The organism is Pseudomonas sp. BC42, from assembly GCF_021560055.1.
In the GTDB taxonomy this organism is placed as follows: domain Bacteria; phylum Pseudomonadota; class Gammaproteobacteria; order Pseudomonadales; family Pseudomonadaceae; genus Aquipseudomonas.
This window is the reverse complement of record NZ_CP091067.1, coordinates 4,557,757-4,580,157: the sequence shown is the minus strand read 5'-3', so window position 1 is coordinate 4,580,157 and position 22,401 is coordinate 4,557,757. Positions and strand designations below refer to the sequence as shown.

The 22,401-nt window shown below is 65.6% G+C and carries 19 protein-coding genes and 1 tRNA gene; 16 read left to right on the top strand and 4 right to left on the bottom strand.

Annotated elements, in window-relative coordinates; all coding sequences use genetic code 11:
- Positions 1 to 2 precede the first annotated feature (2 nt).
- The 6 genes from ihfA to L1O02_RS20445 all read left to right on the top strand — a co-directional run bounded on the left by ihfA (position 3) and on the right by L1O02_RS20445 (position 3,886).
- Entirely contained in the window at positions 3 to 305 is a 303-nt protein-coding gene (gene ihfA, locus L1O02_RS20470) for an integration host factor subunit alpha (RefSeq protein WP_002553164.1), read from the top strand.
- Positions 286 to 642 carry a MerR family transcriptional regulator gene (locus tag L1O02_RS20465; protein ID WP_007920509.1) on the top strand — a complete coding sequence of 119 codons (357 nt, stop codon included), beginning with the start codon at positions 286 to 288 and terminating at the stop codon, positions 640 to 642. Before ihfA ends, L1O02_RS20465 begins: the two co-directional genes overlap by 20 nt.
- A gap of 88 nt (positions 643 to 730) precedes the next feature.
- Positions 731 to 807 (top strand) — tRNA-Pro (locus L1O02_RS20460).
- 702 nt (positions 808 to 1,509) lie between these two features.
- Positions 1,510 to 2,043 (top strand): hypothetical protein, encoded by a 534-nt coding sequence (locus L1O02_RS20455; protein ID WP_146189230.1) that lies wholly within the window; start codon positions 1,510 to 1,512, stop codon positions 2,041 to 2,043.
- 157 nt (positions 2,044 to 2,200) lie between these two features.
- Positions 2,201 to 2,863: a DUF2625 domain-containing protein gene (locus tag L1O02_RS20450; RefSeq protein ID WP_060843016.1), complete on the top strand. Its 663-nt coding sequence runs from the start codon at positions 2,201 to 2,203 to the stop codon at positions 2,861 to 2,863.
- Between the two features lie 102 nt (positions 2,864 to 2,965).
- Positions 2,966 to 3,886, top strand: a complete 921-nt coding sequence (locus tag L1O02_RS20445; protein WP_235758620.1) for a hypothetical protein — start codon at positions 2,966 to 2,968, stop codon at positions 3,884 to 3,886.
- Positions 3,887 to 3,976: 90 nt separating this feature from the next.
- Here the strand turns inward: L1O02_RS20445 and L1O02_RS20440 are convergent, their stop codons facing one another.
- Positions 3,977 to 4,894 carry a LysR family transcriptional regulator gene (locus tag L1O02_RS20440; protein WP_060838443.1) on the bottom strand — a complete coding sequence of 306 codons (918 nt, stop codon included), beginning with the start codon at positions 4,892 to 4,894 and terminating at the stop codon, positions 3,977 to 3,979.
- A 95-nt stretch (positions 4,895 to 4,989) separates the two neighbouring features.
- Between L1O02_RS20440 and L1O02_RS20435 the strand changes: the two genes are divergently transcribed.
- The 10 genes from L1O02_RS20435 (at position 4,990) to L1O02_RS20390 (ending at position 18,784) form a co-directional block, all read left to right on the top strand.
- Positions 4,990 to 6,213, top strand: a complete 1,224-nt coding sequence (locus tag L1O02_RS20435; protein WP_235758618.1) for an MFS transporter — start codon at positions 4,990 to 4,992, stop codon at positions 6,211 to 6,213.
- A gap of 2 nt (positions 6,214 to 6,215) precedes the next feature.
- Positions 6,216 to 7,040, top strand: a complete 825-nt coding sequence (locus L1O02_RS20430) for a hypothetical protein (RefSeq protein WP_060838445.1) — start codon at positions 6,216 to 6,218, stop codon at positions 7,038 to 7,040.
- A gap of 101 nt (positions 7,041 to 7,141) precedes the next feature.
- Positions 7,142 to 8,377, top strand: a complete 1,236-nt coding sequence (locus L1O02_RS20425; RefSeq protein WP_060843019.1) for an MFS transporter — start codon at positions 7,142 to 7,144, stop codon at positions 8,375 to 8,377.
- Between the two features lie 259 nt (positions 8,378 to 8,636).
- Positions 8,637 to 9,866 (top strand): pyridoxal phosphate-dependent aminotransferase, encoded by a 1,230-nt coding sequence (locus L1O02_RS20420; protein WP_235758616.1) that lies wholly within the window; start codon positions 8,637 to 8,639, stop codon positions 9,864 to 9,866.
- A gap of 119 nt (positions 9,867 to 9,985) precedes the next feature.
- The gene (locus L1O02_RS20415; protein WP_060838448.1) at positions 9,986 to 10,816 is read left to right on the top strand and encodes a hypothetical protein; all 831 of its coding nucleotides are present in this window, start codon (positions 9,986 to 9,988) and stop codon (positions 10,814 to 10,816) included.
- 89 nt (positions 10,817 to 10,905) lie between these two features.
- Positions 10,906 to 12,291, top strand: a complete 1,386-nt coding sequence (gene fumC, locus L1O02_RS20410) for a class II fumarate hydratase (RefSeq protein ID WP_060838449.1) — start codon at positions 10,906 to 10,908, stop codon at positions 12,289 to 12,291.
- A gap of 57 nt (positions 12,292 to 12,348) precedes the next feature.
- The gene (gene aepX, locus L1O02_RS20405; RefSeq protein ID WP_060838450.1) at positions 12,349 to 13,239 is read left to right on the top strand and encodes a phosphoenolpyruvate mutase; all 891 of its coding nucleotides are present in this window, start codon (positions 12,349 to 12,351) and stop codon (positions 13,237 to 13,239) included.
- Between the two features lie 502 nt (positions 13,240 to 13,741).
- A complete protein-coding gene (locus L1O02_RS20400; RefSeq protein WP_060838451.1) occupies positions 13,742 to 14,353 on the top strand; it encodes a TetR/AcrR family transcriptional regulator in 612 nt (203 codons plus the stop codon).
- A gap of 124 nt (positions 14,354 to 14,477) precedes the next feature.
- Positions 14,478 to 15,689, top strand: a complete 1,212-nt coding sequence (locus tag L1O02_RS20395; RefSeq protein WP_060838452.1) for an efflux RND transporter periplasmic adaptor subunit — start codon at positions 14,478 to 14,480, stop codon at positions 15,687 to 15,689.
- On the top strand, positions 15,686 to 18,784 hold the full coding sequence (locus L1O02_RS20390; protein WP_060838453.1) for an efflux RND transporter permease subunit: 3,099 nt from the start codon (positions 15,686 to 15,688) through the stop codon (positions 18,782 to 18,784). The genes L1O02_RS20395 and L1O02_RS20390 overlap by 4 nt, the downstream gene beginning before the upstream one ends.
- A gap of 112 nt (positions 18,785 to 18,896) precedes the next feature.
- Here L1O02_RS20390 and L1O02_RS20385 read toward each other — a convergent pair whose 3' ends face one another.
- From L1O02_RS20385 to L1O02_RS20375, 3 genes are all read right to left on the bottom strand, one after another.
- Positions 18,897 to 19,691, bottom strand: coding sequence for a helix-turn-helix transcriptional regulator (locus L1O02_RS20385; protein WP_060838454.1), 795 nt, complete (start codon positions 19,689 to 19,691; stop codon positions 18,897 to 18,899).
- A gap of 181 nt (positions 19,692 to 19,872) precedes the next feature.
- Entirely contained in the window at positions 19,873 to 20,628 is a 756-nt protein-coding gene (locus L1O02_RS20380; protein ID WP_060838455.1) for a helix-turn-helix transcriptional regulator, read from the bottom strand.
- A 248-nt stretch (positions 20,629 to 20,876) separates the two neighbouring features.
- Positions 20,877 to 22,343, bottom strand: a complete 1,467-nt coding sequence (locus tag L1O02_RS20375; protein WP_060838456.1) for a GDL motif peptide-associated radical SAM/SPASM maturase — start codon at positions 22,341 to 22,343, stop codon at positions 20,877 to 20,879.
- Positions 22,344 to 22,401: the final 58 nt, after the last annotated feature.

Genomic DNA, 22,401 nt, shown 5'->3' with positions numbered 1-22,401 from the left:
GTATGGGGGCTCTGACGAAAGCTGAAATGGCCGAACGTCTCTACGAAGAGCTAGGCCTGAATAAACGCGAGGCCAAGGAATTGGTCGAGCTGTTCTTTGAAGAAATCAGGCATGCTCTCGAAGATAACGAACAGGTCAAATTGTCCGGTTTCGGTAACTTCGACCTTCGGGATAAACGCCAGCGTCCTGGCCGCAACCCGAAAACGGGTGAAGAAATCCCGATCACGGCTCGCCGTGTGGTCACCTTTCGTCCAGGGCAGAAGTTGAAGGCCCGAGTTGAGGCATATGCTGGAACCAAGTCATAACGACGAGCTCCCGGTGATCCCGGGTAAACGCTACTTCACCATCGGTGAAGTCAGCGAGCTCTGTGCGGTCAAACCGCATGTGCTGCGTTATTGGGAGCAGGAGTTTCCTCAACTCAACCCTGTCAAGCGCCGCGGAAATCGCCGGTATTATCAGCGTCAGGATGTGCTGATGATCCGGCAGATCCGCGCGCTGCTCTACGATCAGGGATTCACCATCGGTGGTGCACGCTTGCGCCTTTCCGGTGATGAGGCCAAAGACGACACCACCCAGTACAAGCAACTGATCCGTCAGATGATTTCCGAATTGGAAGATGTGCTTGTGGTGCTTAAGAAGTAATTCTCTGTTTTAAATACTTCCACTTTTCAAAAGCTTGCGGTATATTCCTCAACGTTTCCTGAGAAGTGAAACAGGTTTCACGCCTAGTCGGGGCGTAGCGCAGTCCGGTAGCGCACTAGCATGGGGTGCTAGGGGTCGAGTGTTCGAATCACTCCGTCCCGACCATATTTCAAAGAGAGATCAAGCACGTAGCGGCTTGATCTCTTTTTTCGTTTGGGCATGCGCAAAATCCGCGCAAGGCGATCAGATGATTTCTCTGATGTTCAGGTCTGGAACTGCCTCCGGGCCGAAGATTTCAGGCTGATGACCTCCGGCCGTCTCTCGTTACCTTCTCCATCGCGCATCCACGCGCTTTTCTGATCATCTTTTCCGGTCTTTGGCTACAGGTGCAACGGTTGTGCCCTGAGTCCATGTCATCCCCGCGTCTCTTCATCATTCCATCAGAAGCCTTCCTGGCCCCTTTGAGGGTTCAACCTGGGTCCACGGATCTTGTGGTTGTGCCTGTTTTGGCTTTCGGCGGGCAGATTTGCGCTGCATTGGGATCGTGGGCAACCGCGGCGGTGCGACCGGGCGCGCCGCGTGGTAGACGCCAGGGCAAGCTGCTAAAGGAGTTCTGACGTTGAGTGTCATCTCTGTGCAGCCTTCACGAGCGTCTTGCGCTGCAAGCTGCCCGATGCCTGCTTTGCAGATGCGCTAAGATCCGCGGCCCATTGCAAGGAGATCAAAAGGAATGATCGGCCGTTTATGCACAACGTTCAGAATCCAGTACCTGCCCTTTGAAAGGCGTACTGATGCTTGCTGCTGGGTGCAACAGCCCGCCCGGCAGTCTCTGGATGTCCGTGGTGTTCAGATGATGGAGAGTGATCGGTGTTAATGACGTTGTGGGTCTTGTGCCATTGGGAAGTTTGCGAATCCCTGGCCATTCTTCTCGTTCCGTTCCAGCTCTATACCTTGTGTTTCATGTCGATCTCAATGTTGATCCTGCGTTTTCGTGGTCGTATGCCTATGTTCGTCGCCTGCCTCTTGATGCTTGTGATTGCGGGTTGGCCTTCTGCAAACCTTCTATTTGCGACGTTGCCTTACTCGCTTGACTACAAGGACTACCGGGAGAATCTGCGGCAGGTGAGGGCGCAAGAGCGCCAGCAGCAAAAACTGGCGATGAAAGATGTCGACAAGCAACCCGTCCACTTGGCGGGCGGGATGGCTGGGCTTGAGGCCATCAAGGTGATGATGGTGACGCTGCCTTACTGGATTGAAGCCCAGGAGCAGCGCAAGAGCGCCAGGGTCTTGCAGGAGCAAGTGCCTGTGCAGTCTCCAAAAGCGCCGGAGGCGGTTGGTGTAAAACCGCCAAAGGCAGTTGAACAAGCGCCTGAAGCAGTTTCAGGCAATTCCGGGCAGTGATGAAAGGTTTCAAAAAATGCTTTGCACGGCTGCCCGCCGAGGAGAGCGGGCAGATCGGCACCAGGCGCTGGCGACGGGTCGACAACCCGGCGCAATGACCCGCTCCGCACTTGCATCCAGGTGGATATAATCCGTTCCTTTTTCCAGGGAACGGTCGATGAGAAGCTTGGAAGATCTGATAAACAGCGGCGATTCTGCGTTGCCTTTGATCAAGACGATGCTGGAAGAAACCCGTCTGGACCATCAGCTACTGCCCCCATCCAGCGCAAACGCCAGGGTGCTGTCTGCGCTGCAAGTCACGACTCGATCAACCTTGGGAGCGATGGCCTACGAAACCGGCGGGCTGTTGATCGATCACGGCTGGCTGCGGGTGCTGGGTTCGGGGCATGGGCACTTGTCGCGCAATCTTGCCGATTGGAATGAGGGGCGCGTACAGGGGGCCTTGCTGGTGGCTGATGACGCCGTAGGAGGGTTCTTTGCCATCAACGGTGGCGGCCTGGGCGCTGATGTGGGGGCGATGTACTACTGGGCGCCCGATACGCTGCAATGGGAGCCGTTGGAGGTGGGCTACAGCGACTTTCTCGCCTGGGCCCTGAGCGACCAGTTGGCCGTTTTCTACCAGGACCTGCGTTGGGATGGCTGGCAGGCTGAGGTGCAGGCATTGAGTGCCGATCAGTGCTTTTCCTTCTACCCGTTTCTCTGGACTCGGGAGGGTTCGGTCCAGCACAGCCACCGCGCGATGATCGATGTCGGCGAATGCTTCGCCACGCACCTGGACCTGGCTCGCACACTCGATGGTGGCGCTTCGCTGCCCGGCTGACGCGCCTCTAGCCGCCACTCGCCGCTGCATCGGGCACCCGGCCGCGGGGCCGGTTCAAGCCGCGCCAAGGCGCTTGTCAAATCAATGGACGGTAATGCCGCAATGAAACGCAACATGATGTTGTTGGCCTGTGCGCTGGCGCTGGCCGCACCGGCCTGGGCCGACGGCAAGCGGCTGATACCGCACAGTGAGCAAGCCACTGGCGGTTACCTCTCCTCGCAGTTGTTGCTCAAGCCTTGTGCGGATATCGACGCGCTGGGGTTCGCGGACGACGAGACCGCGCAGCGCAGCGCCGTGGAAGCGCGCCAGGCCCTGCCGGCGGGCACCTGTGAGGATGGGGCCCTGGTGGAGAAGCTGTTCAAGGCACGGTTTCTTCAGCACGCCACTCTCGCGGTGGTCTACACCCCGTGGCAGCTCGACGAGCAGATCGCCCGGCAGCAGCGGGCCATCGGTCGCTGCCGGGATACGCAGTGCCTGGCGCGGGAGCTGGATCGGGTGATTGCCGTTCTGGCGCCGCTGTACCTCGGTGCCCGGCGGCAATGGCCCAGCGGCAAGGGGCTGTGCAGCGCCGACCCGCGGGAGACGCCCGCCAGCAAGGCACTGGCGCTGCTGGGGGCCGACGCCGCCAGGGCCATCAGCGCGACCTGTGCCGAGAGCCAGGTCAATGCCCAGACGTGCCGCGGCCCCCAGGGCCCGTTGCTGCTGGTCAGCTGTGGCCTGAGCGGCAATCAGGTCAATTCGGATCAATGGCTGTTCCTGGCGCGCAAGACGCCTCCCGAGCCGCTGCTGGCGGTCGAAGACGGCCCGGTGGCGGTGCTGACAACCACCTGCAACGGCCTGCCGGACCTGATGACCCAGGCCCGGGTCAGTGCCGGGGAGCAATACCTGAGTTACTACCGTTACGACGGCCAGGCCTATCGGCAGGTGTATGCCCAGAGCAATGAGTTTGTCGGCAACGACGCCAACGGCAACGACCTGATGATTGCCCAGGGGAGGGCAGAGGCCCGGGTGGTCTGCCGCTAGCGGGGGCGGATAGCGGCACGCTGGCTGGCGCCGAGCGCCAGTCATGCGGCCGATGGGGTTCGGGGCCGCCCGGGGCCCGGCGCGCCCGGACTAGCGCCCGGCCGTCTCCGGCTGCGCCTGCAGCAGTTCGTCGAGCACCCCCATGAAGGCTTCCACCAGTTGGCTGCGCCCCTGCCTGCGGGTCAGTACCAACAGTTGCGCGGTGGCGCCGGGGTCCGTCAGCGGGCGGTAGGTCACGCCCTTTTTGGCCAGGGTCTGGGTGCAGCGCGGCACCAGGGCAATGCCCTGGCCGGCCGCCACCAGGGCGATGATCGAGGTGATCTGCCGACCGCTGGGGCCGGGGCGCAGAGGCAGGCTGTTGCGCCGGTAGAGTTGTTCGATTGCTTCGTTGAGCCCCGAGCCGTAGTCGGCGGGAAACAGAATCAACGGATGCTCGCTGAGCTCGGCCAGGGTCACCTGATCCTGGGCGGCCAGGGGGCTGTCGCTGGAGATGGCCGCCACCAGGGGTTCGTCTCCCAGGGACAGGGCCTGGATTTCGCTCTGTTCGCAGGGCGGCCGCATCCGGCCCATGCCGATATCGATCCGTCCGTCGACAATCTGCGACCACTGGCTGACCGACGCGCCTTCGACTAGGGTCAGTTGCACGTCGGGAAAACGCTGGGCGAAGGCCTGGATCGCCTGGCTGAACAGGTCCGACAGGGCGATGGAGCTGGCGTAGCCCAGGGCCAGTTGTCCGGCGCAACCCTTGGCCAGCTTGCCGGCCATGACCTGGGTCAGGTCCACCTGCTCCAGCACCGCCCGGGCATAAGGCAGGAAGTGCCGGCCCTGGGCGGTGAGGCTGACGGTGCGGCTGGTGCGATCGAACAGGCGAAACCCGAGCTCGGCTTCCAGTGCCGAAATCTGCCGCGTCAGCGGTGGTTGCGCAAGGTGCAGGCGCAGGGCGGCGCGGCCAAAGTGCAGCTCTTCGGCGACGGTCAAAAAGTAACGCAATCTGCGTAGATCGAGCATCCGGTTCCCTGGGTATTGATCGGTCGTAAATCGGTATTGGTCTTGGATCGGCGGCGTATTTTATAAAGGCCTTTCGTCAGAAAACGAGAGGTTTCATGAACTCGCGCCAGCATTGTGCTCGCATTGCCCTGTTTTTGTGTGGCTGTGCGGCTTTTCTCAACCTGTATGCCACCCAGGGGATTCTCCAGGAGTTCTCCCAGAGCTTTGCGGTGAGCATCAGGGAGGCCGGCTGGAGCATTACCGTGACCACTCTGGCGGTGGCCATCACCGCGCCCTTCGTCAGTCGGTTCACCGGCCGGTTCCAGCAGCGCTCGGTGATTGTCCTGGCGTCCCTGTTGCTGGCGCTGCCGGCGCTGCTCGCGGCCTGTGCCGGCAGCTTTGCCCAGTTGCTGGTCTGGCGCTTCATCGAAGGCATGCTGATCCCGGTGGTGTTCGCCACCAGCGTGGCCTACATCGGTGATCGCTGGAGTGGCGGCACCGTCACCGAAGTCACCAGCCTGTATGTGGCCGGCACCGTGCTGGGCGGGTTCGCCGGACGTTTCGTCACCGGCTTCATGACCGAATACGTCGGCTGGCGCGAGGCCTTCGCCCTGCTGGCGGGCCTGAGCCTGCTGATCGGCGTGGCCATTCACTACCTGCTGCCGGCCAACCCGTCGCCGGTTACCAGAAGCCGGCCGAGCCGCCTGGGCGCCCTGCGCGAACTGTGCAGCCGGCCGTTGCTGGCGGCTTACGGCGTGGGCTTTTGCGTGTTGTTCTCGCAAGTCGCCACCTTCACCTACGCCGGGCTTTACCTCAGCCTGCCGCCGTTCGACCTGGGGGCTGCCGCCCTGGGGGCGATCTACAGCGTATTCCTCCTGGCGCTGGTGGTGATCCCGATTGCCGGCCGCCTGAGCCGGTCCCGGCCCCAGGCTGAGCTGCTGGTCGCCGCGGCGCTGCTCGGGGTCTGTGGTTCGGCCCTGACTCTGCTGCCCTCGCTATGGCTGATCGTGCTGGGCCTGGCCCTGAGCTCCACCGGGGTGTTCCTGGCCCAGGCCGCGGCCAACTCCTTTACCACCGCCACCGCCGGCCACAACAAGGCCGGCGCGGTGGGGCTGTACCTGACGTTCTATTACCTGGGAGGCAGTTTCGGCGCCGTGATCCCGGCCTTGCTCTGGAGTCACTGGGGCTGGCCGGGCTGCGTGGCGTTGATCGTGGTCTTCCAGTTGCTGTCGCTGTTGATCGCCTGGGGCGGCTGGAAGCCCCTCAACCCCGAAACGCCGGCCGCCATGCGGCCGCTCAACCCGCTTGATTCATCATCCAACAAGGAATACGTGAGGTGACCATGAATAACGTACTGACCCGGCAGAGCCAATTGCTGAAGATCGTCGAACCTGTGTTGAACGACATGCCGGCCAGTGTCTTGAAGCATGCCCTGTTCGAAGCCTTCTGGAGCGAGGAAAACGCTCTGGTGGACATCGAGAATGCTTTCGAGAAACTCACCTCGCGCCGCCACCCGCCTGCGGTGTTGCGCAAGTTCTTCGCCAGCTGGTCGAAGACCAACAACTCCGCCACCAGCGTCTCCGGCCTGGCCAACCGCATCACCTTGCTGGCCCGTTCCGAGCAGGGTTCGGAAGCCGCCGAGGGCCTCTACCGGGCCTGCGGCAGCCTGCAGCGGATCACCGACGAGGACCTGGGCGCGCTGGGCAACACCCTGCACTCGGACCTGTTCTACAACATGGCCACGCCCATCTGCGGTGACGATCAGTGGCTGCTCAAGGAAAACTGCCTGCCTTCGGCGCAGGCGTTCAAGGACTGGACCGACTTCCGCCGCCTGCGCGACCGGGACCTGCTGCAAGGCTTGCTGACCACCCTGGTCCACGAGGTCTATACCCACGGCGAAGTGGAGTACATCCACCCGCTGTACAAGCAGTGGTTCGTCCGCGACATGGGCGTGCCGGCGGAGAAGGCTCGGACCACCGTGGCCTGGGTCACCGTGCACACCGGCGGCACCGAGAGCAACCACTTCGCCCATGCCGTGGCGGCGGTCAACGAGTTCGTCGAGGCCATGCAGGTGCAGGTCGACCCGCAGGCCGCGCGGGACATCTTCGCCGAATACCTGCAGCGCAAGGCCCGGGTGATGCGCGACTGCGCCCAGGCGCTGCGCTGAGGGTCGCCGGCCCGGCCCCGCAAGCGGGGCTTGTGGCCGGCTCCGGCTTGCCTATCCTGTGACTGATCCGCTTCCTTTCCCTCCTTGCAACCTGGCCGACGATGAATGATCTGAAACACAGCGCCTCCCTGGAGGCCGCGCCGATGACGGATGCCAGCGTGCGTCGTCGCTCCCTGTTCGCCGGTTGCAGCGCCCATGCGGTGCATGACGGCCTGACTGACGTGATCTACGTGCTGCTGCCGATCTGGCAGGCGCAGTTCGCCATGAGCTATGCCCAGATCGGCCTGTTGCGCGGGGTCTATTCCGGAATGATGGCCGGCTTCCAGCTGCTGGCCAGTCGCGCCGCGCGGCGCTGGGGGCGTGAGCGCCTGCTGGTGGGCGGCACCGCCCTGGCCGGGCTGGCCTACCTGTTGGCGGGGCAGGCCGGAGGCCTGGGCGTGCTGCTCCTGGCCCTGCTGCTCGGTGGCCTGGGGGCCAGTACCCAGCACCCGCTGGCCTCCTCGCTGATCACCGATACCCATGAAGCCGGCGGCGGGGTCAAGGAGGCCCTGTCCCAGTACAACTTCGCCGGGGATATCGGCAAGACCCTGGTCCCGGGCCTGGTGGGCCTGTTGCTGACCCTGATCAGCTGGCGCGCCAGCGTCACCCTGATCGGCCTTCTGGGACTGGCCGCCGCGGTGCTGCTGTGGTGGCTGATTCCCTCCCGGGCCGTGACCAAGGCCATCAGCGAGAAAGCGCCCAAGACGGTCAAGGGCCAGGGCTCGGCCAGCGGGATGCGCGCGCTGATCCTCACCGGCACCCTGGACAGCGCGGTGCGCATGGGCTTTCTGACCTTCCTGCCGTTCCTGCTCAAGGCCAAGGGCGCTGGCACCGCCGGTATCGGCCTGGCCCTGACCCTGCTGTTCGTCGGCGGCGCCTTCGGCAAGTTGCTGTGCGGTTACCTCGGCGCGCGCATCGGCATGATGAAAACCGTGTGGATCACCGAGTTCACCACCGCCAGCCTGATCGTGCTGGCGGTGTTCCTGCCCTATGCCGGCCTGATGCTGATGTTGCCGCTGCTGGGCCTGGCCCTGAATGGCACGTCCTCGGTGCTGTACGGCGCGGTGCCGGACCTGGCCGGTGCCGGCAAGCGCGAGCAGGCGTTCTCGCTGTTCTACACCGGCACCATCGGCGGCGGGGCCCTGGCTCCGGTGCTGTTCGGCGGCCTGGGTGACGTCACCGGGATTCCCCTGGCGGTGATGGCCCTGTCCGCCACGCTGCTGCTGACGCTGCCCCTGTCCTGGTACGTGCAGCGGGGCATGGACGCCGACGCGAGGTCAGTCTCCGGCGCCGCCTGAAGACCGTTGTCGAGCCATAAACCATCAGGCCCGGGGCTGTTCTGCCCGGGCCTGATGCATTCTGTGCGCGGCTCGCGGCGCCTTCGGATAGTTCTTACTTTTCCAGTATCAATCACGACGCAAACGGTATTGGCCGGTGTTTGCGACTGTCATCAGAATGTAAGAAGACCTGGCTGGGGGCCTTGGCCAGGTGGGCTGTGCAAGGTGTTTTCCCGACTCCGGGGCGCCTTGCTTCCAGATCGTTTTCGCAGGTAACAACATGAATAACAGCGAAGCCACTGCAAGCCGCTTGTCTTTGTCCAACCGTGCCCTCGGCCTCAGCGCGCCGGGCACATCCAGCATGCGTAGCAAAGCCAACGCCCTGAAGGAAAGCGGGGTCAAGGTGATCAATTTCGCCGCCGGTGAACTGTCCTTCGATGCCTGCCAGGACATGCGCACTGGGGCCATCGAAGCCATTGAAAACGCGCGCAATCGCTACACCCCGCCCATCGGCCTGCCGGCGCTGCGGGAGAAGCTCGCCCAGCGGGTCAGCCAGCGCACCGGCGTGACCTTCGCGGCCAATGAAGTGGCGGTGACCGCCGGGGCCAAGCAGGCCCTGTACAACGCCTGCATGGTGCTGCTCAACCCCGGTGACGAGGTGATAGTGCCCTGCCCGTACTGGGAAACCTTTCCCACCCAGATCCGCCTGGCGGGCGCCACCCCGGTGCTGGTGCAGACCCGCGACGACGACTACCGGCTGACCCTGGAAGCGGTGCAGGGGGCGCTGAGCGAACGCACGCGGATGATCGTCATCAACACCCCGAACAACCCCACCGGTACTGTCTATCAACGGGAGCAACTGCTGGCGATCGCCCAGCTGGCCTTCGAGCGCGGGCTGTGGGTGATGTTCGACGAGTGCTATCGCGGCCTGGTGCGCGAACCCCACGAGCACCACAACATCCTGGCGCTGTTCCCGGCGCTGAAGGCCCAGACCGTGCTGATCGATTCCTTCTCCAAGAGCCAGGCGGTGACCGGCTGGCGGGTCGGCTACGCCTGCGCCCCGGCGCCAGTGATCGCGGCCATGCACAACCTCCAGGGCCACACCACCTCCAACCCCAGCAGCCTGTCGCAATACGCCGCGCTCAATACCTTGAATGCCGACTCGACGCAGTTCGCCGCCCAGGTCAATCCGTTCCTGCAGCGACAACTGCACGCCGCGCGCACCTACCTGGATCGCCTGGAAGGCATCCGCTATGCGCCGCCGGAAGGGGCGTTCTACCTGTACATCGACATCGCGTCGCGCCTGGGCGGCTACTACCGCGGCCAGCCGATCCGCGACGTCGACCACCTCGCCGACCTGCTGCTGACCGAGGCGCACATTGCCGTGGTCCCCGGTTCCGGTTGTGGCGACCCTCACTGCATCCGCATTTCCTACGCCGTCGAGTACCAGGAGCTGATCGAAGGCCTGAGCCGCTTCGCCCAGTTCATGTCGGCGATCGTCATGGATTAGCGCTGCCGTCACCCGCATCTGCCACCGCGTTGTTCCGGTTCCCGAGCCCGTCCAGAGGCCCGGGGTGGCGACGCCTGGCTTGTTGTCCGTGAACCCAAGAGTCACTACAGGAGAGAAACATGGAGAGTTCCCGCGAGGCGTTCATCGGCTATGTGCATCAGGCACTGGTGGATGTCGAGGATCGGAATCTGGTGGAAGCCCTGCTCACCGGCTTTGAAAACAACCCCGGCCTGTTGGACGGTTATTGCCTGACCTACCAGCGCATGACCTCCCGCCGCTGGTCCGTGGATTCGCTGTGCACCTTCTTCTGCGGCTGGCGCAGCCCCGACGGCGCCGCCCATGCGGTGTCGAGCATCATCGTGCGGCTGCTGCAGGAGTCCGCGGAGCTGCCCGGCGATGACAACAAGCTCAAGCTGCTGGCAGCCGCCCGGCACTGTGGCGAGATCATCGTCGAGGACGTCGGCCTCGGCGAAATGCATGGCCATCCCCATCACTCCAAGCTCTATCACCGCATGGCCTCGGCCATCTGCGGCTCGGACAACTGGCGCCTGCAGGACAAGTACCTGAACCCCATCACCAAGGAGTTCTCCACCTGGGTCGGGCAGAAGCGCCCCCTGGCACCGAACCTGGTGGAGGCCCTGGAGATGATGGCCCTGACCGAGCTGTTCAACACCGGCGAATACAACCTCATGACCCCGCTGTGGAAGAACTGGCTGCGCGAGTCCTGCGGGCATCCGGCGGGGGAGGCCAACCGCATCGCCGGCTTCCTCAGCGTTCACTGCGGCGCTGTCGAGGCCCGGCACTTCCGCCACGCCACCGAGGCCCTGCGGCTCTACACCCAGGCCACCGGCCAGCAGATCGACTACCGGCGCATCGCCGCGCTGTCCGACGAGTACGTGGTGCGGGCCTGCGCGCACCTGGAAAAAATGGCCTCCGTACTCAAGGAGTAGGGCGCCCCTGCACCACGCCGGGCAGGACGCGCCTGCCCGGCAACCCCGACCTGATTGCGCTTTGCGCCTACCACTGGAGCACCTTGAACATGCGTCATGAATCCGACTCGATGGGGACCATCGCCGTACCGTCCAACCGCTACTGGGGCGCCCAGACCGAGCGTTCCATCCACAACTTCCCCATCGGCCGTTCGCGCTTCCAGTGGGGCGCGCCGATGATCCGCTCCCTGGGCATCCTGAAGAAGGCCGCGGCCCTGGCCAACCTCACGCTCGGCGAACTGCCGGAAGCCATCGCCCTGCCGATCGTCAAGGCCGCGGACGAAGTCATCAGCGGGCAACTGGACGATCATTTCCCGCTGGTGGTGTTCCAGACCGGCTCCGGCACCCAGTCCAACATGAACGCCAACGAAGTGATCGCCAACCGGGCGATCGAGATGCTCGGTGGCGAACTGGGCAGCAAGAAACCCATCCACCCCAACGACCACGTCAACCGTGGGCAGTCGTCCAACGACACCTTTCCCACGGCCATGTACATGGTGGTGGTCAGCGAGATCCACGAAACCCTGCTGCCGGGGGTGGCGGTCCTGCGCGACACCCTGGCCGACAAGGCCGAGCAGTTCCGCGACGTGGTCAAGGTCGGCCGTACCCACCTGCAGGACGCCACGCCGATCACCCTCGGCCAGGAGATTGGCGGCTGGGTCGAGCAGATCGACTACGCCCTGGGCGCCATCCAGCTCAACCTCGGCGGCCTCTATGACCTGGCCATCGGCGGCACGGCGGTGGGCACCGGGCTCAACTCCCATCCGCAGTTCGGCGACGAGTGCGCACGGGTCATCGCCGAGCTCACCGGCTACCCGTTCAAGTCGTGCAGCAACAAGTTCTTCGCCCTGTCGGCCCACGACGCGCTGGTCAACACCTCGGCGGCGATCCGCACCCTGGCCATGGCCCTGATGAAGATCGCCAACGATGTGCGCTGGCTGGCCAGCGGCCCGCGCTGCGGCATCGGCGAGATCGATATTCCCGAGAACGAGCCGGGCTCCTCGATCATGCCGGGCAAGGTCAACCCGACCCAGTGCGAGGCGCTGACCATGGTCTGCACCCAGGTCTTCGGCAACGACGCCTGCGTGGCCTTCGCCGGCAGCCAGGGCAACTTCCAGCTCAACGTCTACAAACCGGTGATGGTGCACAACGTGCTGGAAAGCATCACCTTGCTGGCCGAGTCCTGCCGTGCCTTCAACGACCACTGCGCGCTGGGCATCGAGCCGAATCGGGCGCGGATCGAGGCCAACATCGAGAAGAACCTGATGCTGGTGACCGCCCTCAACCGCCACATCGGCTACGACAAGGCGGCCATCATCGCCAAGACCGCCCACCATCAGGGCAAGTCCCTGCGGGAAGTGGCGCAACAGCTGGGCTACGTCTCGGCCGCGGATTTCGACCGTTACGTGGTGGCCCTCGACATGACCCACCCCTGAGGCGGCCCGGCCGCCGCGAACCCGGAGTTCCCCAACCACAAGAGGCGCGTGAATCCCATGCAGGACGCTGATATTCGCCGAACCAACCTCAGCCAGTTGCTGCGCCGCAAGCGCTGTCTGCGGGTGCTTGAAGCCCACAGCCCGATCTCGGCGCTGCTGGCCCAACAATCCCGACTGGAGCGCGGGACCGGGCCCAGCCTGAGCTATGACGCCATCTGGTCCAGCTCCCTGACCGACTCGACCCACAAGGGCCTGCCGGACATCGAGATCCTCTCGCCGAGCAATCGCTTGCACGGCATTCGCGAGATCTTCGATGTCTGTTCGCTGCCGATGATTTTCGACGGCGACACCGGCGGCAAGGCCGAGCATTTCGCGATCCACGTGAAGATGCTCGATCGGGCCGGGGTGTCGGCGGTGGTCATAGAGGACAAGTGCGGGCTGAAGAAGAACTCGCTGTTCGGCAACGCCGTGAGCCAGCTTCAGGACTCCATCGAGGAGTTCTGCGACAAGATCCGCGTCGGCTGCAGCAGTCGCAGCCACGAGGACCTGCTGATCATCGCCCGCTGTGAAAGCCTGATCCTCGACAAGGGCATGGACGACGCCATCGAACGCTGCCTGGCCTATGTCGCCGCCGGCGCCGACGGGATCATGATTCACAGCCGGAAAAAGGACGGCCTGGAGATCCTCGAGTTCGCCAGGCTGTTCCGCCGCCACTGCCCGCGGGTGCCGCTGATCTGCGTGCCGACCAGCTATGCCCACCTGAGTTTCGACGAGCTGGAAGGGGCCGGCTTCAACGCGGTGATCTACGCCAACCACATGTTGCGCAGCGCCTACATGGCCATGCGCGATGTGGCGGTGGGCATCCTTGAACACGGAAGGACCCTGGAGGTGGAGCCCCGTTGCCTGGGCATCGACGAGATTCTCGATCTGGTGCCGGGCACCCGTTGATCGCGGCGTTCTTGAAAATGGCCTGTTTCGTCTTGGTGGGGCAGGGGATTCAGGCCGTTGAGGAATAAGAATTTTCTTACATACGCGGTTCGGACCGATGCCTAGAATGGCCCCCGTTCGCCCGGCCAGGTATCACAGTGAACCGCAACATGGCGGTGCCTGGTCAGGGCGGGCTGCAACATCGCGGCATCCGCCCGCCCGGCCTTAGTTGTACCGCCTACTGCCCCTGGCTGGCCGGGTTGGCTCCTATCCCCTCCAGGCATTGCTCCGGCATCCGCTCCGCGTCCCGCCGAACCCGGCTGGTTGCCTTATGCAGTCCTGCACTATTTTTCACACAGATTTACAGCTCTCGGAAAACCCTCGCGCTAGCCTGTGATCGCGGCATGTACCGGCACTGAAGCGCTTCGACGGCTTCGGACAGTGACCGGACTGCGGCTCAATACTGGATCGATCAGTCAGTCTATGAATCGCGCCGGCAAGGCCTGTGGCGCCAGGGTGGGCAATGAGAACGGTAGACCCCTACAAGATGGAAGCCCGGCGCCAGCAGATCCTCGACGCGGCGCTGACCTGCTTCGCCCGGAACGGCTTTCACGCCACCCGTACCGCGCAGATCTGCGCGGCCGCCGGCATGAGCCCGGGCAACCTGTTCCATTACTTTCCGAGCAAGGCGGCGATCATTGCCGCAATCGCCGAGGAAGACCGCAAGGCCATGACGCGCCTGTTCTCCCAGTGGGACGCAGCCGAGGACGCCCTGGACGCCGTCGAGCACATCGCCCTGGCGATGATGCAGGCCTGCAGCGAGCCGCTGCACGCGCGGATCAGTATCGAGGTGGCGGCCGAGGCCACCCGCAACCCGCAGATGGGGGCCTTGTTCGCCGCCAACGAAGCGCGGGTCAAGGCCGACCTGGCGGCCTTGCTCCGGCGCGGCATGGCCGCCGGTCAGATCGACCCGCAGCTGGACCCGGACATGGCCGCGGTGTGGCTGCTGGCGCTGACGGAAGGCGCCATCGCCCGGGTGGTGATGGAGGCGGATTTCCAGGCCCTGGCCCACCAGCCGATGCTGCGCCTGATCATTCGTCGCTTCCTGCGTCCCCAGCAGCCCGAACCCGGCTGACTGCCACCTTGCAACGGCTCTGTGGCCGTTGCCCTGCTTGCGTCATGGCGTCTCGGGCCGCTTGCCGGCTCCGGGGCAGCGTGCCCGTGTTCCGGGCGCCGATGAATCCTTGAGTACCCGACACATGAACTCGATCGATCCCACTCCCGAGCAATGTCGCAGCCAGCGCTTGCGGCGCCTGGCCAAACATACCCCCAGGCTGTTGCTGGTGACGCTGCTGACCCTGGTGGGCACGCTGCTGGCCCTGTGGTTGCCGCAGACCCAGTTGCCGGCAAGCCACGGCCAGGAACCACCGCCCGCGCTGAAAGTCAGCAGCGTGCAGGTCCGTACCGGCAATGTCGGGCAGCGCATCTTCATCAGCGGCACCCTGGTGCCCCAGGAAGAGATTGCCGTCGGCACCGCCCTGCAGGATCAGCGCCTGGCCTCGGTCCGGGTGGAGGAGGGCGACCGGGTCAGTGCCGGGCAGGTCCTCGCCGAGCTGGAAACCCACAACCTGGATGCTCAGGTGCACCAGGCCGAGGCCGCGCTGGAGCGAGCGACGGCGTTGATTGGTCAGCAGCAGGCGTTGAGCGTCGAGGCCCGGACCAGCCATCAGCGCCTGGAACAACTGGGCGGCATCGGTGCCGCCAGCGCCCAGCAAGTCGACCAGCAACGGGCCCAGGCCCGCGCCACCCAGGCTGCCCTGGCGGCGGCCCGGGCCGAGCAGGCCCAGGCCCGGGCGCAACTGGCGGACGCCCGGACGCAACGCCAGAAAGCCACGCTGCGAGCGCCGGTGGCCGGCGTGGTGTCCGAACGGCATGCCCGGGTTGGCGCCCTCGCCGGTTCCGAGCCGCTGTTCCGGCTGATCCGCGACAACCGCCTGGAGCTGGACGGCGAGGTGACTGAAAGCGCCCTGCGCGCCTTGCAGGTCGGCACCCGGCTGGCGGTCCAGGTAACGGGCCTGCCGACCCCGGTGCAAGGCCAGGTGCGCCTGCTGGCGGCGAAAGTCGACCCCGCGAGCCGTCGCGGTCGGGTACGCATTACCCTGGCGGCCGACCCCGAGCTGCGCGCCGGCAGTTTTGCCACCAGTAGCCTGGAACTGCCGGCCCAGGGCCCGAGCCTGGTGCTGCCGCAGCGCGCCCTGACGTTCACCAGTGACGAACAGGCCGCGGTGGTGGTGCTGGACCCGGAGGGCAAGGCCAGTCTGCGGCAGGTTCGCGTCGGCCGGCGTGACGGCATCCAGGTGCAAGTGCTGTCCGGGCTGGCGGAAGGCGAGCGAGTGGTGGCCCGGGCCTCGGCCTTCGTGCGTGAGGGCGACCGGGTCCGGCCGGCTGAAGACGAGGAGCTGGAACCATGAGCCTGCGCCTGTCCTCCTGGGCGATCCGCCGACCGATTCCGACCCTGGTGCTGTTCCTGGTGCTCAGTGTGGGCGGCTGGTTGTCCTTTCTGCAGTTGCCGATCAACGCCAACCCGCGGGTCGAGTTCCCGGTGATCACGGTGCTGGTGTCCCAGGTCGGCGCGGCCCCCACCGAACTCGAACACGCGGTGACCCTGCGGGTCGAACGCGCGGTGTCCGGCCTGGCCGGCATCCGCCATATCACCTCCACGGTGGCCGACGGCATCTCGGTGACCACCGTGGAGTTCCAGCTCGGAGTCGATCCCGGGCGCGCCGCCAACGACATCCGCGACGCCATCGCGCTGATCCGCGCCGACCTGCCGCAGACCATCGAGGAACCGATGATCACCCGCATCGACGTCGAGGGCGGGGCCATCCTCAACTACGCCGTGAAGGGCACCACGCGAAGCCTGGTGGAGCTTTCCTGGTTCGTCGACGACCAGCTCAGCCGCGAACTGCTGGCGGTGCCCGGGGTGCAGAAGGTGCAGCGCCTGGGTGGGGTTGAGCGCGAGGTCAAGGTCGAACTCATGGCCGAGCGCCTGCAAGCCCTGGGCCTCACCGCCGAGCAGGTCAACGGCCAACTGGTGCAGAGCAATATCAACGTGCCCGGCGGGCGGACCCGGCTGGGCCACAGCGAACAGTCGATCCGCACCCTGGGCAGCGCCCTGACGGTGGAGGCCCTGAGCCAGACCCCGATTGCCCTGGGCGAGGGGCGCTGGGCGCGCCTGGGGGAGCTGGCCCGGGTGCATGACGGCGCCAGCCAGGCCCGTTCCCAGGCGCGTCTGGACGGCGAGGAAGTGGTGGGCTTCGCGGTGTTTCGCGCCAAGGGCTCCAGCGACACCCGGGTGGCGGCCGGCGTCGAGGCGGTCATCCAGCGCCTGCAGCAACAGCGCCCGGACCTGGAGATCCGCCAGATCTCCTCTTCGGTGGACTACACCCTGGCCAGTTACGACGCGGCGATCATGACCCTGGTCGAAGGCGCGCTGCTGACCGTCCTGGTGGTCCTGGTGTTCCTCCGAAGCTGGCGCGCCACCCTGGTGGCGGCCATTGCCCTGCCGCTGTCGATCCTGCCGACCTTCGCCGTCATGGCCGGGTTCGGCTATTCGCTGAACAGCATCACCCTGCTGGCCCTGACCCTGGTGATCGGCATCCTGGTGGACGATGCCATCGTCGAGATCGAGAACATCGAACGGCATCTGGACCAGGGCAAGCGTCCCTACCAGGCGGCCATCGACGCCAGCGACGCCATCGGCTTTGCCGTGGTGGCGATCACCGCCACCCTGGTCGCGGTGTTCCTGCCAGTGAGTTTCATCGGTGGCTTCATCGGCCAGTACTTCACCCCGTTCGGCATCACCGTCTCGGCGGCGGTGCTGGCTTCGCTGCTGGTGGCGCGCCTGGTCACGCCGTTGATGGCGGCCTATCTGCTCAAGCCCAAGGCCCCGGGTGCGGGCCATGAGCCGCGGCCGATGGCGCCCGGCGGCCTGCTGGGGCGCTACCTGAAGCTGCTGGAGTGGGCGCTGCGGCACCGGCGCCTGAGCCTGGGGCTGGCCGGGCTGTTTTTGGTCGGCTCGTTCGCCCTGGTGCCGCTGTTGCCTTCGGGGTTCATGCCGGTGAATGACCTCAGCCTGTCGCGCATCGACGTCTCCCTGCCGCCCGGCACGCCCTTGGTGCGGACCGACAAGGTGCTGGCCGACATGGCCCGGCAGATTCGCCAGCGGCCCGAGGTGCTCTCGGTGTTCGTCACCGCCGGCGGCGAGGATGCCTCCGGGGCCACCGACGTGGCCACCGGCCAACTGCTGGTGCGATTGCTCCCGGCGGACCAGCGCGAGCTCAGCCAGAAGGCCTTCGAACAGTCCCTGCGGCCGCTGCTCAACGGCTTTGCCGACCTGCGCTACGCCTTTCGTGGTGAAACCGCGGCGCGGGATATCTCGATCATCCTGGTGGGGCCCGACGGGCCGGCGTTGAGCCGCGCCGCCCATGCCGTGCAACGCGACATGCGGGCGCTCCAGGGCATCGCCAACGTCCAGGTCAACGAGCCGCTGCCGCGTCCGGAGCTGCTGATCCAGCCGCGGGTGGACGAAGCGGCCCGGGCCGGGGTCAGTGCCCAGGCCATCGGCAGCGTGGCGCGGATCGCCACCGTGGGCGAAATCAACGCCAGTTCGGCGCGCTTCAATTTCCATGACCGCCAGGTGCCGATCCGGGTGCTGCTGCCGGCCATCGAGCAGGGCGACCTGAATGCCCTGAGCAACCTCGGCGTCAGCACCGACAGGGGGACGGTGCTGCCCCTCAGCGCGGTGGCCGATATCGGCTATGGCAGCGGGCCGGCGCGGATCGAGCGCTTCTCCCGGTTGCGCCGGGTGTCGGTGGATGCCGATCTGGCCGGGATCACCCTGGGCACGGCCCTGGAAGCCATCGGCCAGTTGCCGGCGCTGCAGCAGTTGCCCGACGGCGTGCGCCGTGTCGAGTACGGCGATGCCGAATACATGAATGAAATGTTCGACAAGTTCGGCGTGGTCATGGGCCTGGGCATCATGATGGTGTTCGCCGTGCTGGTGCTGCTGTTCCGCGATTTCCTGCAGCCCTTGACCATCCTCAGCGCACTGCCGTTGTCCGTCGGCGGGGCGATTGGCGGCCTGTTGCTGTACGGCGCCGCCATCGACATGCCGGTGGTCATCGGCCTGCTGATGCTGATGGGCATCGTCACCAAGAACTCGATCCTGATGGTGGAATTCACCCTCGAGAAGCGTCGCCTTGGCATGCCCCGGCACCAGGCCCTGATCCAGTCGGGGGCCGAGCGCGCCCGGCCGATCATCATGACCACCATTGCCATGGTCGCGGGCATGGTGCCGGCGCTGCTCAGCAGCGGCGCCGACGCCGGGTTCCGCGCCCCCATGGCGGTGGCGGTGATCGGCGGGCTGATCACCTCGACCCTGCTGAGCCTGGTGCTGGTGCCGGTGGTCTTCAGTTGCATGGACGACCTGAAGCGCTGGCTGGCGCCGCGCCTGGCGCGCCTCACCTCAGTCACCGCGCAGGACCGCGCCGAGGCACGGCCCTGAGCCGGGGCTGCGCAAGCCGCTGGCCGGTGGCGCGGCAGCGGTCAGCCGAGGACGGAGGAGGTGCCCTGCGGGAGGAGGCTGCTGGCCCGGAACCTGCGACCTGGGGCTGCTCTCAGGCGCCCACCATCCATTTGGCCAGCCCGTGGCGGCCGCTGACCCCGAGCTTGGCGGCGGCGCGCTTGAGGTAGGTTTCCACGGAGCTGTTCTTGACGCTCAGGCGCTGGGCCATTTCCGGCACCGTGCCCCCGGTCAGCAGCCCCAGGCAGACCTCTTTCTCCCGGGCCGAGAGGTTGATGTCTCCCAGTGACAGGCGCTCGTCGAACTCCCGTTGCAGCGGCGTCTGCCGACGCGCGTCCAGAGGTCGCAGGCTCCAGTTGCGCAGGTGCTTGAGCGCCTGTTGCCGATGCAACTGGGCGTGGCGTTCCAGCAGCGGCAGCAGGGTCGCCGACAGGCTCTTGAGAAACGACAGTTCGCTGAGGGTGAAGCCGCCCTGGGCGGGATCGCGGTAGAGGGCGATGACACAGCGCCGGCTGGCTTTGCGCGACACCAGGTGGCACTGGTGCGGGGTCGGGCGAGCGGGGCTGCCCTGGGCATTCATTTGAATCAGCAGCGAGTCGTCCATTTCCAGCATCTTTTGCAGCAGCGGGTCATGGCGTCGCGGGGGCTCCGGCAGGGGCAGGTCATCCTGCAACCCGGCGCGTCCCAGCAGGGTGATCTCCAGGGAACTGGCCTGGCATTCGTCGAGGGTCCATTCACTGAGCTGCAACTGGTTCACCGGCACCAGCTGGTTCACCAGTTGCAGCATGTCCTTGGCGAAGCGGGCATGGCCGGTGCTGGAGATCAACTGCCCCAGCTCGAAGTAGAAATGCGAGGTTGGCATGTTGGCGATACTGCGGGTCTGATTCATATCCATATCATCCTTGATCGAGACGAATCGCTGCTCGAAACGCGACTGCCACGACGGTCCGTGGCAGAGGCTCCTTGAACCTGTAGCGGTTCCCGGCATTGGATTTAAGCCCGGGCGAGCTCTGTGCGTCTGTAGGGGAAAACCGGGACACACAGGCCTCGCCAGGGCCTGGGGACGCGGCTCAGGGCTGGGGCGAGTACATCCAGCGCAGCAGCGAATGGCGGCCACTGATGCCCAGCTTGATGGCGGCGCGTTTCAGGTAGCTCTCGACGGTGTTGACCTTGAGCCTGAGCTGTTCGGCCAGTTGCGGCGCGGTGCGCCCGGCCAGCAGCCCGACACAGACTTCCAACTCACGGTTGGACAGGCTCAGCCCGGACTGCGCCAGACGCTCGGTAAAGCGCAGGCGCAGGGTTTGAAGGCCTTCGAGGGTGGCGCCGTCCTGCTCTGTGGAGGCGGCCTGGGGCTGCAGGGCGCTGATGTGCTTTTCCACCATTGGCAACAGCAGGGGCGAGAAGTCCTCCAGCAGCAGGCGCTCCTGGGGCGAGAAACTCTCGGCCTGATTGCTGCGGTACACCGAGAGCACGTAATGGTAGGCATCCTTGCGGCCGGTCAGGTGCAGTTGTGCCGTCTCGGCGCAACCCTCGCGGCGCGGCGGCAGTTGCCGGGCCTCGGGCGTGCCGGCCGGCTCGGGAAAACCGGCCTGCAACAGCGGCTCGTCGCCGCAGTGGGCGTCGCTGTGCAGCGGGTAGTGGCTCTGCAGCTGCGGCTGCTCGCTGTGCTCGGGCGACTGGTGCGGGTCCACCGGCAGTCGAGTGATGTGGGTGGCGTCCACCGGCAGTTGGGTGAGGATCAGGTCGTGGAGCATGCGCGGAAAATGGCGGCTGCCGGTGCTGGCAATGACCTTGCCGATGCGTGGAAACAATACTTGTGCGTTCATCATTTCATCCATGAATGTGAAGGTGTGGCAGGACAGCGTTATAGCAACGAGTTCGGGTATCGCTGATTGATCTCCGTTCTGGTTCCGATCGACAAAGGATCGCCTCGTATCCTAGTACAGGGTTCTGCCGGCTGTTCGATGATAGGCGCAAAATCTTGCGCAGTGGACGGCGGGCAACGTCCGCGCCAGGGCGGCGGCATCGATATCAGCGCCGCCGCGTCGGGGGGCGGCGGCGCAACGGGCGGCGATTACAGGCGCGGCTGCTCCGGGGGCAGGCCCAGCAACTGGTGCAGGGTGTTGATCAGGGCCTGCTGGCGCAGCCGGTCCTCCTGGTGCCGGGCTTCGGCGGCGGCGACATCGGCGTGGCAGTGCGGGCAGGTGGTCTCGACGGCGTGGATGTACTCCAGGCAACTGCGACACAGGGCCAGGCGCGGCGGAATGCGGCCTTCGGCGGGGGCTGCCTGGCCCTGGTTGACCCAGGCCAGCTTGATCACCTGACCGCTGTCGCTGACGCTGGCCACGGCTTCGCCGGTGTCGATGCGCTCGGTGATCAGGTCGAAGCGGCCCACGGAGAAGGACGCCGGGCCGGCGTCTTCGAGTTTGACGATGCGCTCGCGCAGGCCTTTTTTCTGCAGGTCCAGGGCCCGGTAGTGGCAATAGGGGTTGTTGCCCGGCTTGCCCAGCAGTGAGTGCGAGGTCCAGGTGCAGCCGCCGCGGCAGACGTCGTTGTAGTAGCAGCTGCGGCAATAGCCCCACAGATCGTCCACCGAGCGCAGGCGGCCGAAATGAATGCCTTCGCTGTAGTGCCAGATGTCGTGCAGGCTCATGTTGCGCACGTTGCCGCCGGAGAAGCCCACGGTGGCTAGGGACGGGCAGCCCTTGACCGTGCCGTCGGCCTCCAGGGCCAGCACTGTCTGCCCGGCGGCGCAGCCGGTCCAGTGCACCCGGTCGTCGCCGAAGCCGCGCCACATGTGTTCGTAGGGGCCGTAGTAGCCGATGTTGTTGCCGATGTTCATCAGCAGGCCGCGCTCATTGCCTTCGCGGTACAGGCGCGCCAGCAGCGGCATGACCTCCAGCAGCTGGTAGGGCTGCATCAGCAGTTCCGGGTGATCCACGGCGTTGCCCATGGCCACCGTCAGCTGGATCTGCCAGTGCTTGGCGCCGGCGTCGATGATCAGGTCCATCAGGGCTGGCAGGTCGGGCAGGGTGGCGGCGCCGATCTGCGTGTTGACGCTGATCTTCAGCCCGGCCTGCTTGGCCCGGCGCAGGGTGTCCAGGGCCTTGTCGAACGAGCCCGGCACATTGCGCACCGCGTCGTGCAGCGGCGCCAGGCCGTCCAGGGACACGCCGACGCCATCGAGCCCGGCGTCCACCGCGGCCTGCATCTTGGCCGGGGTCAGGTTGCGACCGCCGGTCTGGATCGCCACGTACATGCCGTGGTCGTGGATGGCCTGGATCAGTCGCGTCCAGTCCTTGCGCAAATAGGCTTCGCCACCGATCAGGGTGATTTCCCGGGTGCCCAGGGCGGCCAGTGAATCGATCACCGCCAGGCATTCCTCGGTGCTCAGTTCCCCGGGGCGCCGGTGCCCGGCGCGGGAGCCGCAGTGCAGGCACTTGAGGTCGCAGGCGAGGGTGATTTCCCAGACCACGTGCACCGGCACATAGCGCTTGAGGTCGTTTTCGCTGAGGTAGCGGGCAGGGAGACGGTCTGACATGAAAGATCCTTGCGCACCCAGCGGTGCGCGGCAGCAAGCCATCGAAACAGGCGCGCCT

Coding starts and splice junctions, on each gene's coding strand:
- ihfA (WP_002553164.1), top strand. CDS start 3: ATGGGGGCTCTGACGAAAGCTGAAATGGCCGAACGTCTCTACGAAGAG.
- L1O02_RS20465 (WP_007920509.1), top strand. CDS start 286: ATGCTGGAACCAAGTCATAACGACGAGCTCCCGGTGATCCCGGGTAAA.
- L1O02_RS20420 (WP_235758616.1), top strand. CDS start 8,637: ATGAATAACAGCGAAGCCACTGCAAGCCGCTTGTCTTTGTCCAACCGT.
- L1O02_RS20400 (WP_060838451.1), top strand. CDS start 13,742: ATGAGAACGGTAGACCCCTACAAGATGGAAGCCCGGCGCCAGCAGATC.
- L1O02_RS20440 (WP_060838443.1), bottom strand. CDS start 4,894: ATGCTCGATCTACGCAGATTGCGTTACTTTTTGACCGTCGCCGAAGAG.
- L1O02_RS20375 (WP_060838456.1), bottom strand. CDS start 22,343: ATGTCAGACCGTCTCCCTGCCCGCTACCTCAGCGAAAACGACCTCAAG.
- L1O02_RS20430 (WP_060838445.1), top strand. CDS start 6,216: ATGAATAACGTACTGACCCGGCAGAGCCAATTGCTGAAGATCGTCGAA.
- fumC (WP_060838449.1), top strand. CDS start 10,906: ATGCGTCATGAATCCGACTCGATGGGGACCATCGCCGTACCGTCCAAC.
- aepX (WP_060838450.1), top strand. CDS start 12,349: ATGCAGGACGCTGATATTCGCCGAACCAACCTCAGCCAGTTGCTGCGC.
- L1O02_RS20425 (WP_060843019.1), top strand. CDS start 7,142: ATGAATGATCTGAAACACAGCGCCTCCCTGGAGGCCGCGCCGATGACG.
- L1O02_RS20450 (WP_060843016.1), top strand. CDS start 2,201: ATGAGAAGCTTGGAAGATCTGATAAACAGCGGCGATTCTGCGTTGCCT.
- L1O02_RS20395 (WP_060838452.1), top strand. CDS start 14,478: ATGAACTCGATCGATCCCACTCCCGAGCAATGTCGCAGCCAGCGCTTG.
- L1O02_RS20390 (WP_060838453.1), top strand. CDS start 15,686: ATGAGCCTGCGCCTGTCCTCCTGGGCGATCCGCCGACCGATTCCGACC.
- L1O02_RS20415 (WP_060838448.1), top strand. CDS start 9,986: ATGGAGAGTTCCCGCGAGGCGTTCATCGGCTATGTGCATCAGGCACTG.
- L1O02_RS20380 (WP_060838455.1), bottom strand. CDS start 20,628: ATGAACGCACAAGTATTGTTTCCACGCATCGGCAAGGTCATTGCCAGC.
- L1O02_RS20445 (WP_235758620.1), top strand. CDS start 2,966: ATGAAACGCAACATGATGTTGTTGGCCTGTGCGCTGGCGCTGGCCGCA.
- L1O02_RS20385 (WP_060838454.1), bottom strand. CDS start 19,691: ATGAATCAGACCCGCAGTATCGCCAACATGCCAACCTCGCATTTCTAC.
- L1O02_RS20435 (WP_235758618.1), top strand. CDS start 4,990: ATGAACTCGCGCCAGCATTGTGCTCGCATTGCCCTGTTTTTGTGTGGC.